The sequence below is a fragment of the Metabacillus sp. SLBN-84 genome (assembly GCF_053629595.1).
The window spans coordinates 3,195,837-3,208,788 of sequence record NZ_JBRJIP010000001.1 but is presented as its reverse complement, the minus strand read 5'-3'; the positions used below and the strand labels follow the sequence as shown (position 1 = coordinate 3,208,788).

The window sequence follows — 12,952 nt, the reverse complement described above, 5'->3', positions numbered from 1 at the left end:
GCTCCGGGAGTGCTGAAGGTGAAAAAACCGTTCCAGTTTATTGCAAGTATCTATGCAGCCGTCTCTATTTCTTTTTGGGGCATCTCCTTTGTGTCTACAAAAGCTGTTCTCAGCCAGCTTGAGCCGTTCACGCTCCTTGTTGTCCGCTTTGGAATTGCTGCGGTTTTTTTGTTTTTTCTGCTGGTTCTTCTAAGACATCCGCTTAAGATCAGCCTGTCCCAAATGCCCGCCGTTTTCATTCTTGCCGTGCTTGGGATTTTTGTGCATCAGGTTATTCAGGCATCCGCCCTTCAGTCGATCGGGGCTTCTGAAGCAGGCTGGATCATTTCTTTTTCGCCGATTTTTACAGCTATCCTTGCTGCCTTCTTTTTAAAAGAGCGGTTTACGCTGTTTAAAGCGGCCGGCATGACGATTGCCATTCTAGGGGTGCTGCTGATTACGTCTTACAGGCAGGGCGGATCCATCGTGTTTCATGTGAACTTCGGTTATATCTTGATGATTTTAAGCACGTTAAACTGGGCGGTTTATTCGATTTTGATCAAAAAACTGGCGATACCGTATTCGGCTTTGACGGTCACCTTTTATACGAGCTTTTTCGGCTTTTTGATGACGCTCCCATTCTTCATCAGGGGAGAAGGCTGGAAGCAGATGTCCGCTCTGACAGGTGAAAACTGGACACATCTATTGTTTCTAGGGATTTTTGTATCAGCCGTAGCCTACTGGTTCTGGGGGAAGGCGCTGGAAGTCATGGAAGCAACGAAAGTATCATCCTTCCTTTACTTTGAGCCGCTTGCAACCGTCATTGCCGCCGTGCTCCTGTTGAATGAACCTGTTCTGATCGCAAGCGGTGCCGGGGGCATGCTGATCATTGCCGGTGTGATGCTTGTGAATTTTAAGAAAAAAGGTTAAAGGAATTTGTCATTTTTTGAAGAATGTATGGTAACAGGGAAAGCCTTTTTTCACCAATTTATGCAAAATAAATTGACAATCTTGTAAACTCTCACTATTATAAAAATTAATTCTGACTAAACTTATATGGATTGGGCTGATTGGAAAACCAAAGGCTCCCGCCCCATGTCTATTTGGGATGGGAGCCTTTTTAAAAAGGAAGCGGATCCATCTGACAGATCGTTTACTTTTTATACAGGCAGCTGAAATACAGCAGTGCATTTGAGCACAGGCAATTTACTTAGGAGGATATATATGGAAATATTCTGGTTTTTACCGACAGCAGGCGACAGCAGATACTTAGGAACAGATAAAGGCAAGAGGGAGGTCACCATTGAATATTTGCAGCAGGTGGCAAAAGCGGTTGATACGCTCGGGTTCAGCGGAGCCCTCCTGCCTACTGGAAAAGCATGTGAAGATTCTTGGGTCATCGCATCAAGTCTTATTCCTGTAACAGAACGGATGAAATTTCTCATTGCTCTGAGACCGGGCTTTACGCCTCCAACGATTGCAGCCCGGATGGCTTCTACTCTTGACCGGATTTCAGGGGGAAGACTTCTTTTGAATATCGTACAAGGAGGGGACCCTGTTGAACTGGCGGGAGACGGTCTTCATTTGAGCCATGACAAGCGTTATGAGCAGACAAAAGAATTTTTAACGGTGTGGAGAAGGCTTTTTGAAGAAGAATCGGTTGATTTTAAGGGAGAGTACTTTGACATCGCCGGCGGCGGCATCCACCATCCTCCGGTGCAAAAGCCTTATCCTCCCCTGTATCTAGGGGGAACCTCTCCTGCAGCTCATGAAGTTGCAGCTGAACACGTTGATTATTATTTAACGTGGGGAGAGCCGGTAGAGATTGTAAAAGAGCGAATTGACAAAGTCAGGGAGCTTGCCGCCAAAAAAGGACGCGAAGTGAAATTCGGCATCAGACTTCATGTCATCGTCAGAGAAACAGCTGAAGAAGCATGGAAAGCGGCAGACGAACTCATTCAGTATGTTGATGAAAGCGTAGTGGAAGCGCAAAGACAAAAATTTGCCCGCTTTGACTCTGTCGCCCAGCGCCGGATGACAGATTTGTCGCTGGACAACAAAAATGCGCTTGAAATCGCACCGGGACTCTGGGCAGGAATCGGCCTTGCGAGGGAAGGTGCGGGAACTGCGCTTGTCGGGGATCCGGACAGCGTGGCGGAAAATATGAAAAAATACGCTGAAGCAGGCGTAGACACATTCATTATGTCGGGGTATCCGCATCTGGAAGAAGCATACCGCACAGCGGAACTGCTGTTTCCAAAGCTGCCCCTGAAACATAAAACCATCAAACAGGAGGTATAAGATGAACAAAAAGCTCAGCAGCTTCTTAGCGGCAATTTTCGTAATGGTCCTTGCTTTAGCCGGATGCTCCTCAAATGAAACAGGAGGGAGCGGGAAAGACGGTGTGACAGAAATCAGCTTTATCCACTGGCGCGGGGAGGATGCTGAAGTTTTCAAAGAACTGATCAGCAAATTCGAAAAAGAGAATCCGAAAATCAAAGTGAACATGACAGTCTATCCATCTGAGGAATATCAGTCTACTGCACAGACGCTGCTCAGAGACGGTTCAACGGGAGATGTGTTTACTTCATTCCCGGGTTCTCAATTTGAAATTATTAAAAAAGCAGGCTTTTTTGCTGACCTTTCCAATGAGGAATTTGTTCAAAATTACAATGAAAACCTGATAGAATCAGGAAAGGCAGACGGCAAACAGCTTGCCGTTCCGCTGCAGCTTGTCTATAACCAGCCTGTCTATAATGCAGGTATTTTCGAAGAGCTCGGTCTTGAGCCTCCTAAAGACTGGGAAGGGTTTTTAGCTCTTTGCGAAACTCTTAAAGAAAACGGCTATACCCCTATCGCCTTCCCTGGAGCTGACATTGGTCCAGGACAGCTGATGAACAGCATGATGATGAACAATGCGCCGGACGAAGAGATTTTTGCTAAACTTATGGCCGGCGATGCGAAATTGACAGATGAGTGGTGGGTCAAAACACTTTCTCAATTTAAAGAGCTGACGGATAAAGGCTATATTACAAAAGAAGCCCTCGGCACAAAGCATGACGGCGCCATTGCGCTGATGGCCCAGGAAAAAGCAGGAATGCTTGCAAGCGGATCATACGCTATGGCCGGCATTAAGCAGCAAAATCCGGACATCAAGCTTCAGCTTCTTGCGCCAATCACGGTTGCTGAAAATGAAGCGAAATACGAAGGTGTCCATACAACCACGTTCATGCTTGCAGTCAACAGCAAATCAGAAAAGCAGGATGCAGCAAAGAAATTCGTGAGCTTCCTTTCTGAAACCGAAAATGCAGGCGAATACGCAAATAAAACCGGTCAGCATGTAACACTTAAGGATGTCACGTATGAGTCTGAAGAATTGAAAGATACAGCTGTCTGGATGGAAAAAAACACACGGTTCCAGCCCCGCTTTCTAATTCCGAATGCAGATGTTGAAAAAGCGGTGATCGCGTCCATACAAGCTGTCATCGGCGGAACGGATCCTGAAAAAGCAGCTGCAGAAGCACAAAAAATCGTTGAGCAGAACTTAAGCAAGTAATCCGGAGAAGAGGGGGAAAGCCCCTCTTCTTCTCATCATGAAAGGAGGCCTTTTCATTGCTGAAACATAACAAATCACTGCTGTTCTTTCTGGCACCCGGCATTCTTGTGTACAGCATCTTTTTTATCTACCCGACACTGAGCGCCTTCTTTTACTCATTTACTAACTGGGACGGCATATCTCCTGATTTTGATTTCGTCGGAGTGACCAATTATATCAATCTGGCGACAAATGATTCTATTTTTGCAAAAGCACTTGGAAACAACGTGAAATTCATGCTGTTTGTCGTTGTCTTTCAAACGCTGTTTTCCCTTGTATTTGCCCTGTTCCTGATTAAAAACACAAGGACCAATGTTTTTTTCAGGGCGCTGTTCTTTTTTCCTACGATTCTATCCTCTGTTTCAGTCGCCTTTATCTGGTCGTTTATTTACGATCCAAACCTTGGGCTCCTTAAAACCATTCTTACAGGGCTGCAGCTTGATTTCCTGGCACAGAACTGGCTAGGTGATGAGAAAATCGCCATCTTTTCAATTGCTGTCGTGCAAGTATGGTTTCATACAGGACAGATGATTATCATTTTTGTTGCCGGTCTTCAGAGTATTCCTGCCGATCTTTACGAGGTGGCAAAAATAGAAGGGGCAAGCAGATGGCAGACGTTCAAAAAAGTCACATGGCCGCTTGTAGCTCCCGCAGCAACCATCGTTGTGGCCTACACAACGATCCAGTCCTTTAAGGCGTTCGATCTGATCTTTGCCATGACTCGGGGTGGTCCGAACTATTCAACGGAGATTATCGCAACCCTGATCTACACAACCGCATTCAGAAGCTTTAAATTCGGCTATGCATCAGCAGAATCAGTTATTTTTATGGCCGTTATTGCCCTGATTACGTTTGTGCAGTTTAAAGCATTGCGCGCAAACAGGGTCGACTACTGAGGAAAGGGTGACGAACGTTGAAAGGAACAAAGTACGGACTCATATTGATCTATGCAGCCATTATCATCATTCCGATTTTCGCCATCTTTTTAACAACGTTTAAAACGATTGCTGAAATGTATGAAAATGTGCTAGGACTGCCTGAACGGTTTTCGGTGTCAAATTACATATCTATTTTTCAAGAGCAGTCGATGGGCCTTTATTTTCAAAACAGCTCGATTGTCACGCTTGTATCCGTCTTTCTGACGCTGTTTTTTGCAAGCCTGATCGCCTATGCCATCACGCGAATCGGCGGTGTATTCAGCGCTGCTGTGTTCGGTTTCTTTACACTTGGCATGATGATTCCTGCGCAGGTGAACATGATTCCGCTCTATCAGCTGATTTTTCAGCTGAAGCTGACGAACAGTCTTGTGGGGCTGATGATCGTCAACATTGCGGCTACCTTGCCCGTTGCTGTTTTTATCCTCACCGGATTCATGAAAACTCTGCCGAAATCGTTATTTGAAGCAGGATCCATTGACGGCGCCGGGAACTGGCTGATGTACCGCAAAATTGCCTTGCCGCTCTCGCTTCCATCGCTGTCGGCTACAGCCATTTTTCTGTTCGTGATGCACTGGAACGACCTGCTTTATCCCTTGCTTTTCATCACGAAAGATGAATATAAGACCTTGCCGCTTGCTCTCCTTGAATTCCAGGGGGAGTACATGACAAACTATCCGATGCTGTTCACAGGTGTGATGATCGCATCTGCTCCGCTGATTATCGCCTACATCTTCCTTCAGAAATATTTCATTGCGGGAATGACAGCAGGCTCAGTGAAGGGCTGAGTTTTTTGCCTAAACCTCTTGCATTTATGAAAAAAGTGAGGTAAGGTAATAAAAACATTTAAAAAATTCATACTATTTATTCTTATCCAGAGAGGTGGAGGGTTCTGGCCCTGTGAAACCTCAGCAACCGGAAAAGATCAGGCGGATGCCTGTTCGAACCAAGGTGCTAATTCCAGCAAGCTTGTATGCTTGGGAGATAAGAGGAAGCCAGTTTCGCAGAACCAAGCGTCTTCTTCTTATATGAGGAAGGCGCTTTTTATTTTTCCAATGTATACAAGACAGCCCGGTCCAGGGCGTGTAAAAAGAAGAAATGACAAACAGGATGGTGTTTAAACATGTCGGAACGCATTGAAACAACTTTGGCGCAAATCGGGAATCGCAGTGAAAACATAACGGGAACGGTAAACCCCCCCGTCTACTTTTCAACAGCCTACAGACATAATGGAATCGGGGAATCAACAGGGTTTGATTACATCAGGACGGGGAATCCGACGAGAACGATTTTAGAAAAAGCAATTGCAGATCTTGAGCACGGCGATCAGGGGTATGCGTTCAGTTCTGGAATGGCGGCCATTCAGACGCTGATGGCCCTGTTTAAAAGCGGGGATGAACTGATCGTCTCCTCCGATTTGTACGGCGGAACATACCGCTTGTTTGAGCGTGAATGGCGCAAATACGGCCTTGTTTTCCATTATGCGGATTTTAAAGACGGGGACTGTACAAAGCAGCTGATCAATGACCGCACAAAGGCGATTTTTCTGGAGACTCCGACAAATCCTTTGATGCAGGAAACAGAGGTCAGCGATATAGCCGAAATTGCACGGGAACACAATTTGCTGCTGATAGTTGATAATACGTTCTACACGCCGATTCTGCAGAAGCCGATTTTAGACGGAGCCGATATTGTCATTCACAGTGCAACCAAATATTTGGGCGGACATAACGATGTACTTGCAGGCCTTGTCGTCGCAAAAGGCAAAGAGCTGTGCGAAGAGCTCGCACAGCATCATAATGCAATAGGCGGAGTGCTCTCCCCGTTTGATTCATGGCTTTTGATCCGCGGGATGAAGACACTTGCTTTAAGGATGAATCAGCATGAAAAAAATGCAGGACAGCTTGCGGCATTTTTGGAGAGCCAATCCGAAGTAACAGATGTTTTGTATCCGGGTAAAGGCGGAATGCTTTCGTTCAGGCTGCAAAAGGAAGAGTGGGTCAACCCGTTTTTAAAAGCTCTGAAGACAATAACATTCGCAGAGAGCCTCGGAGGCGTGGAGAGCTTTATCACATATCCGGCCACACAGACACATATGGATATTCCTGAAGAGATCAGAGCAGCAAACGGCGTATGCAACCGCCTCCTGCGCTTTTCAGTCGGAATTGAACACGCAGGTGATCTGGAGCGGGATCTGGTTCAGGCATTTGAACTTATGAAGGAGGCAGATAAAGTTGAGCAGCGGTAAGTGGACATTTGAGACGAAACTGCTTCACAACAGTCATAAGGCGCAGAAAGACACAGGGGCGGTCAGCGTTCCCATCCATCATTCATCAACGTTTCATCAGTTTGATTTTGACGATTACGGTAAATTCGACTACGGGCGTTCAGGCAATCCGACCCGGGAAACACTCGAGCAGGCCATCACCGAACTTGAAGGCGGAACGAGAGGCTTTGCTTTTGCATCCGGGATGGCAGCAATCTCCACCTGTTTTCTGCTCCTGTCAAAAGGCGACCACGTCCTGATTACAGAGGATGTGTACGGGGGAACGTACCGGATTATCACAGACGTTCTCAGCAGATTCGGCATTGAATACAGCTTTGTTGATATGACGGATCTCCATGAAGTGGCCTCGCATATCCGGCCCAACACGAAAGTCATTTACGTTGAAACACCGTCCAATCCTTTGTTGAAAATTACGGATATCCGCGGAATTACAAAGCTTGCAAAGGCAAACGGATGCCTGACGTTTTTAGATAATACGTTTTTGACTCCAGCCCTGCAGCGGCCGATTGAACTCGGTGTGGACATCGTCCTTCACAGCGCCACCAAATTCCTTGCCGGACACAGCGATGTCCTTGCAGGCCTTGCCGTTGTTAAAGGGGAGGAGCTTGCTGCGAGAGTACAGAAACTGCAGAACGCATTCGGGGCCGTGCTCGGCGTCCAGGACTGCTGGCTCGTTCTCCGCGGCATGAAAACATTGAACGTAAGGCTGCAGCAGTCCAGTGAGTCTGCACGAAAACTCGCAGACTATTTATCCCGTCATAAAGCGGTCCGGAACGTCTACTACCCGGGACTAACCTTTCATCCGGGACACTCGATCCAGCGGTATCAGGCAGACGGTCCCGGGGCTGTCCTGTCTTTCACACTGGCAAACGAGGATGCCGTCCGCACGCTCGTTAAAAATGTTGAGCTGCCGGTATTTGCGGTAAGCCTTGGAGCGGTCGAGTCCATACTGTCCTATCCGGCCAGAATGTCCCACGCAGCGATGCCAAAAGAAGAAAGGGAGCGCCGCGGAATAACGGACGGACTTCTCCGCATCAGCGTCGGACTGGAAAATGCGGATGATCTGATCAAAGATTTTGACCAGGCACTTGCAAAACTGCCGGCGAGTGCAGTGGAGAATAAATTAAGAGCTTAATAGAAAACATGGAGCTTGCAGCAGACGGTTTTCAGAGAAGAGTATATGGCCTCAAATGAAAGAAAAACATCTGAAAAAACAGAGAAAACACATTTTTCCATCCTTGAAAGAATGATATAGTTTTAGGGAAAGGTGGGAAAATGTGTGGGCTGTTTAGGGTTTTTGTTCAGGATTTTCTTTCTGCTGGGAGCTTCATTCCTGGTTTTCTTTACAGGATTAGCTGCATTTATTGAATTTGTAACACTTCCTTTTGATGGTACATTCAGCAAATTTATCACGTATTACGCCTTCTGGCTTGCCGGCAGCTATTTTACCGGCTGGTTTATCGACGTGAAAATGCGGAATGATGAGATGGATACGACCGGCAGCTTCATTCTGGATGCACTGATCTGGTTCAATTTACTGAATTACAAATTCATGAACCGGTTTGTTTTCAGAAGAAAAAAGGCAAGTGCTGACCGCGTTCCGCCGGTGTAAGCTTGCTTTCTTTACATAAAGCAGACCGAAAAAAACGGAAGACCCTTGACTCAATGTTCAGGGTCTTTACTAGTAGGTGGAGGGAATGCAGAATGAGTTACAGCTATGTTTCACACTTGGAATGCCCGAAGTGCGGGACCGAGTATTCAGTCAAGGATGTGCAGCAGCTTTGCACATGCGGATCTCCGCTTTTGGTGCGCTATCATTTAGATCAAGTGAAGAGTACGTTAACAAAAGAAGAAATCAGCAGACGGGAAAACAGTTTGTGGAGATATCATGAACTGCTGCCGGTTGAGGACGCAAAACATGTGGTTTCAATGGGCGAGGGAATGACCCCTCTTTTGAAAATGGACAGGCTTGGTACAGAGTACGGTCTTACTCAGCTGCTTATGAAGGATGAAGGGCTGATACCGACCGGTTCCTTCAAGGCGAGAGGAGCGGCTGTCGGAATTTCAAAAGCAAAGGAGCTTGGCGTAAAGACCTTTGCCATGCCGACAAACGGAAATGCAGGTGCAGCCTGGTCGCTTTATGCTGCCAGAGCGGGCATGGAGCCATATGTCATCATGCCGCTTGATGCGCCGCTCATCACCCGGAAAGAAACTGCTATTTCAGGGGCGAATCTGCATCTAATTGACGGACTGATCAGCGATGCCGGAAAAGTTGTTGCGGAACTTGTGAAAGATCAGGGATTTTATGATGCCTCTACCTTGAAAGAACCGTACCGCATTGAAGGGAAAAAGACGATGGGATATGAAATTGCCGAACAGCTGGGCTGGGAGGTGCCGGATGTCATTCTTTATCCGACAGGAGGAGGAGTGGGGATCATTGGCATCTATAAAGCACTGCGGGAGCTGCAGGATCTGGGCTGGATCAGCAAGGATAAAATGCCTCGCCTTGTTGCAGTTCAGGCAGAGGGATGCGCGCCGATTGTCAAAGCTTTTGAAGAAGGAAAAGCTGAATCTGAGTTTTGGGAAAATTCGCAGACGGATGCGTTCGGCATTAACGTTCCGAAGGCAATCGGTGATTTCCTCGTTCTTAAGGGAATTTATGAAACAAACGGGAGTGCCATAGCTGTATCAGAAGAGGAAATTAAAGCAGAACAAGCCCTGACTGCACAGCTTGAAGGATGCTTTATATGCCCTGAAGGTGCGGCAACATTTGCAGCTGCCCGCAGATTGAAGGAGAGCGGATGGATCAAGGAAGACGAGAAAGTGGTCTGCCTCAACACCGGTCAGGGCATTAAATATCCGGAGACGGTACGCGCAGAGGCGCCGGTTCTGAAAATAGGCGAAAAGCTCTCACTCTAAACTTCTACTCCATCAGACAGGTTCATATACTGTAGCAATGTACAGGCAGTCTTGTGCATAATCCATTTTGGAGGTGCAAGATGATTTTTGAAGTAAGTGCTGCAGGAGCCGCGCTGGCCTTTATTTTTCTAGTAGGCTATTTAATTCAGACTCTCCGCAAGGGCATGACGACTCTTGAAGAGACGAATGAAACGCTTGCGGAAGTGAGAAAAGCGGTCCATGATCTGTCGGGGGAAGCAGAAGAACTCATCCAGTCTGCCAATCAGATTACGGTTGATGTGAAAAGCAAGATGAAAACAGTGGAACCGCTGTTTGAATCCGCACAGGACATGGGAGAAGTTCTGAACAGTGTGACCCATACCGTAAAACAGGCGGCATCGGGCTACGGATACGGACTTCCTCCTGTGAAAAACGATGATTCGCCAAACCGAGAGATGAAAATCAGGCTTAAATGAACGTTTTCTCAGCTTGCTTTTTGGCTGCGGGAGAAATGCAATGACACATAAAACAGCAGGCACATTCTTAGCAGAATAGTGCCTGCTGTTTTTGTTTTATATGATATTATTATAAAAAACAGATGATTCGAAAAACTCAAATCTGAAGGATAGAAGTCTTTAATAGTATGCAAAATGATAAGGAGTGAAGGTATGAAATTTCTGCTTACATCTGGAGGTGTAACGAACAAGAGTATACACAATGCCCTTGTTGACATGCTGGACAAGCCGATCGCAGATTCCACCGCCCTGTGCATTCCTACAGCAATGTACGGACACCCCTGGGTCGGGCCCGGTGTCAAAGTCTGGGAGTTTATTACAGGGAAACCTGGAAATCCCATGGTCGATTTGGGCTGGAAATCTGTAGGAGTGCTGGAGCTCACCGCGCTGCCTAGCATTGATAAAGACCGCTGGGTGCCGCTCGTTCAGGAGACGGATGTCCTGCTCGTGTCCGGAGGCGACGCCCTCTACCTGTGCCACTGGATGAGGCAATCCGGGCTTGCAGACCTCTTGCCGTCGCTGAACGCCGTTTATGTGGGAATGAGCGCCGGGAGCATGGTGATGGCACCTGAGATTGGAGAGTATTTCGTAGGCTGGACTCCGCCCTCCGGAAGCGATGAAACGCTGGGCCTGGTTGATTTCGCCCTATTTCCCCATCTGGACCACGAGATGCTGCCGGGAAACACCATGGCTGCTGCAGAAAAATGGGCAGCAGGAATCAAGGGGCCGGCATATGCAATTGACGATCAGACCTCTATAAAAGTGATTGACGGAGAAGCAGAAGTTATTTCTGAAGGGAATTGGAAGCAGTTCTAGAAGGTGGGGAAGAAGGTTCTTGAATCGGAAAAATTAACTTCCAGTCATCAAAGGCTTGAAAATCTTATATCACACAGGAATTAGCAGGACTTCGCTTTTCAACAAAGTCCTGCAAATTGTGGGGTTATTTTATACTGCCATTAGTCACCCGGATACTGTGAAAAAAGAAAAATAGAGAAATTGAGCTTTTCCGTATCTTCATTTATTTATTGAATTCATTAACTGGAAGAAGTATTCAGGTTTATGAGTCTTATTTAGGTTATACCATGAATGTAATGCATCTGGTGTAAATACATCTATTTTTTTCAGTACTTCCATTGCAAATTCCAGAGGAGCTATTCCAGATGCAGTAACTAAATTCACATCAGATACCGCAGATCGCAACTCATAGAACTTTTCTCCTTTATAGTTAGGACATGTCATTTTAGTATAGTCTAAGTTATTACTTGTATGCTTTCTAGTATCTAAGTATCCCATATTCGCAAGGGCATCAGTTGCTCCACAAATTGCAGCAACAATCGTGCCAAGCTTTAAAGCTCGGCCAATTCTTTCCAAGATAGGCTGATGAATTTCTTCACTCCAGGTAGTCCCTCCTGGTAAAATTAAAAGATCTTTATTCTCAAGAGTACATTCATCAAGGGAAATATCTGGTTTTATGCTCAGTCCTCCCATAGTAGTAATCATTTCTTTATTAGCTCCTACTGTCATTACTTTTAAAGGTGCTAAATCTTTTTTGAAATATCTTCCTGAGTTTAGTTCAGCCATTAAATATCCATATTCCCAGTCCGACATTGTATTAAATACATATAGAAAAGCCTTTTTTGTTTGCATCCAATAACACTCCAATCACAATTGATAGAGCAATTATAAAATAACTTCCCTGACAGGTAGCGTCAGGGAAGTTATCATACTTGATGAAAATCTATTAATTCCGACAGAACTTCAATAAGTCTTTCCTTAAGGCTTATTGGCTCAATAACTTTAATCGATTTATTGTACGGTAAAAGGAAATAAGGTACATATGTATGTATTACATCTTTTTCAAGAAGAAAAACTGCTTGATTTGAAGTCCGTTCTTGTAAGTAATGTCCTAAAAACCAATGTTGGCAAATATCAGCCAATACATTTTTATCCCCATTGATAACCAATGAAATAATCCCTTCCTTATCTTCTATAGCTGGAAGAAGGCTATTTGTAAAAAAGTCACGTGCTGAAAAATTTTCTGGCCGGTTAAACTTATTTTCTGTTAGCATTAAACTTTCAATTCGATCGACTCTAAAACTGCGGATTTCATTTCTAAGATGACAAAATCCAATCACATACCATTTATTATTCCAATAGATAATTCTGTACGGATCGACCAATCTGTCATTCAATTGCTTTTCGCCACTTTTATGGTAAAGAATTTTTACTGAGTACCCGTCAGCTACGGCCTGCTCCAACTCCTTCAAAGAAGGTTCTATAGAGAGTGAACTTAATCGACTTATTACTTCAAGACTAGTTTTATGTTGGTTTATCTTTGTTTCCTGCTCTTGATTTGAGTATTTACTTAGTTTTGAAATGGCCCTGTTTAGTGCCTCACCACCATAATATCCCGCTTCTTCTGCAAAAACAGCAGCGTGATATAGTGAAGTTTGCTCCTCATAATCAAAAAAAAGAGGAGCCGCAATAAAATTGTTCAGTAAAGTGTATCCGCCGTTATGTCCTGGTTCTGAAATGATAGGTACGCCACTTGTTGAAATTGTATCAATATAACGATACACAGTCCTTATATTCATCTCTAACTTTTCTGAAATTTGTTTTGCAGTTATTTTTTCACCTGAACGAAGCATCCATAGAATGGCTAACATATTGTCGATTTTAGGCATATAATTCTACCTCTTCATGAAATTTATTTACTATTATATATTTCTTATTTTTTTAGGTC

General features: G+C 45.2%; 13 protein-coding genes and 1 riboswitch. Of the genes, 11 read left to right on the top strand and 2 right to left on the bottom strand.

The window, feature by feature from the left end; genetic code table 11:
- Positions 1-18 precede the first annotated feature (18 nt).
- The 11 genes from RKD52_RS16370 to RKD52_RS16320 all read left to right on the top strand — a co-directional run bounded on the left by RKD52_RS16370 (position 19) and on the right by RKD52_RS16320 (position 11,025).
- The gene (locus RKD52_RS16370) at positions 19-909 is read left to right on the top strand and encodes a DMT family transporter (protein WP_454100545.1); all 891 of its coding nucleotides are present in this window, start codon (positions 19-21) and stop codon (positions 907-909) included.
- Positions 910-1,203: 294 nt separating this feature from the next.
- The gene (gene ssuD, locus RKD52_RS16365; RefSeq protein ID WP_454100544.1) at positions 1,204-2,280 is read left to right on the top strand and encodes an FMNH2-dependent alkanesulfonate monooxygenase; all 1,077 of its coding nucleotides are present in this window, start codon (positions 1,204-1,206) and stop codon (positions 2,278-2,280) included.
- Between the two features lies 1 nt (position 2,281).
- Entirely contained in the window at positions 2,282-3,535 is a 1,254-nt protein-coding gene (locus RKD52_RS16360) for an ABC transporter substrate-binding protein (protein WP_454100543.1), read from the top strand.
- Between the two features lie 59 nt (positions 3,536-3,594).
- Positions 3,595-4,470, top strand: a complete 876-nt coding sequence (locus RKD52_RS16355) for a carbohydrate ABC transporter permease (protein ID WP_029282502.1) — start codon at positions 3,595-3,597, stop codon at positions 4,468-4,470.
- Between the two features lie 17 nt (positions 4,471-4,487).
- Entirely contained in the window at positions 4,488-5,297 is an 810-nt protein-coding gene (locus RKD52_RS16350) for a carbohydrate ABC transporter permease (protein ID WP_369732277.1), read from the top strand.
- A gap of 79 nt (positions 5,298-5,376) precedes the next feature.
- Positions 5,377-5,500, top strand: a riboswitch (SAM riboswitch).
- Between the two features lie 132 nt (positions 5,501-5,632).
- On the top strand, positions 5,633-6,757 hold the full coding sequence (locus RKD52_RS16345; RefSeq protein ID WP_454100542.1) for a methionine biosynthesis PLP-dependent protein: 1,125 nt from the start codon (positions 5,633-5,635) through the stop codon (positions 6,755-6,757).
- Positions 6,744-7,931 (top strand): cystathionine beta-lyase, encoded by a 1,188-nt coding sequence (gene metC / locus RKD52_RS16340; RefSeq protein WP_454100541.1) that lies wholly within the window; start codon positions 6,744-6,746, stop codon positions 7,929-7,931. Before RKD52_RS16345 ends, metC begins: the two co-directional genes overlap by 14 nt.
- A gap of 144 nt (positions 7,932-8,075) precedes the next feature.
- Positions 8,076-8,408, top strand: coding sequence for a hypothetical protein (locus RKD52_RS16335; RefSeq protein WP_454100540.1), 333 nt, complete (start codon positions 8,076-8,078; stop codon positions 8,406-8,408).
- A 92-nt stretch (positions 8,409-8,500) separates the two neighbouring features.
- Positions 8,501-9,715, top strand: a complete 1,215-nt coding sequence (locus RKD52_RS16330; protein WP_454100539.1) for a threonine synthase — start codon at positions 8,501-8,503, stop codon at positions 9,713-9,715.
- A gap of 80 nt (positions 9,716-9,795) precedes the next feature.
- Positions 9,796-10,170 carry a DUF948 domain-containing protein gene (locus RKD52_RS16325; protein ID WP_454100538.1) on the top strand — a complete coding sequence of 125 codons (375 nt, stop codon included), beginning with the start codon at positions 9,796-9,798 and terminating at the stop codon, positions 10,168-10,170.
- A 192-nt stretch (positions 10,171-10,362) separates the two neighbouring features.
- A complete protein-coding gene (locus RKD52_RS16320) occupies positions 10,363-11,025 on the top strand; it encodes a Type 1 glutamine amidotransferase-like domain-containing protein (RefSeq protein ID WP_454100537.1) in 663 nt (220 codons plus the stop codon).
- A 198-nt stretch (positions 11,026-11,223) separates the two neighbouring features.
- Here RKD52_RS16320 and RKD52_RS16315 read toward each other — a convergent pair whose 3' ends face one another.
- Entirely contained in the window at positions 11,224-11,856 is a 633-nt protein-coding gene (locus tag RKD52_RS16315; protein WP_454100536.1) for a type 1 glutamine amidotransferase family protein, read from the bottom strand.
- A gap of 74 nt (positions 11,857-11,930) precedes the next feature.
- Positions 11,931-12,893 (bottom strand): helix-turn-helix transcriptional regulator, encoded by a 963-nt coding sequence (locus RKD52_RS16310; protein ID WP_454100535.1) that lies wholly within the window; start codon positions 12,891-12,893, stop codon positions 11,931-11,933.
- Positions 12,894-12,952: the final 59 nt, after the last annotated feature.

Excerpts from the sequence above, each read along its gene's own strand:
- ssuD (WP_454100544.1), top strand. The coding sequence starts at position 1,204 with ATGGAAATATTCTGGTTTTTACCGACAGCAGGCGACAGCAGATACTTA.
- RKD52_RS16360 (WP_454100543.1), top strand. The coding sequence starts at position 2,282 with ATGAACAAAAAGCTCAGCAGCTTCTTAGCGGCAATTTTCGTAATGGTC.
- RKD52_RS16345 (WP_454100542.1), top strand. The coding sequence starts at position 5,633 with ATGTCGGAACGCATTGAAACAACTTTGGCGCAAATCGGGAATCGCAGT.
- RKD52_RS16330 (WP_454100539.1), top strand. The coding sequence starts at position 8,501 with ATGAGTTACAGCTATGTTTCACACTTGGAATGCCCGAAGTGCGGGACC.
- RKD52_RS16325 (WP_454100538.1), top strand. The coding sequence starts at position 9,796 with ATGATTTTTGAAGTAAGTGCTGCAGGAGCCGCGCTGGCCTTTATTTTT.
- RKD52_RS16320 (WP_454100537.1), top strand. The coding sequence starts at position 10,363 with ATGAAATTTCTGCTTACATCTGGAGGTGTAACGAACAAGAGTATACAC.
- RKD52_RS16315 (WP_454100536.1), bottom strand. The coding sequence starts at position 11,856 with ATGCAAACAAAAAAGGCTTTTCTATATGTATTTAATACAATGTCGGAC.
- RKD52_RS16310 (WP_454100535.1), bottom strand. The coding sequence starts at position 12,893 with ATGCCTAAAATCGACAATATGTTAGCCATTCTATGGATGCTTCGTTCA.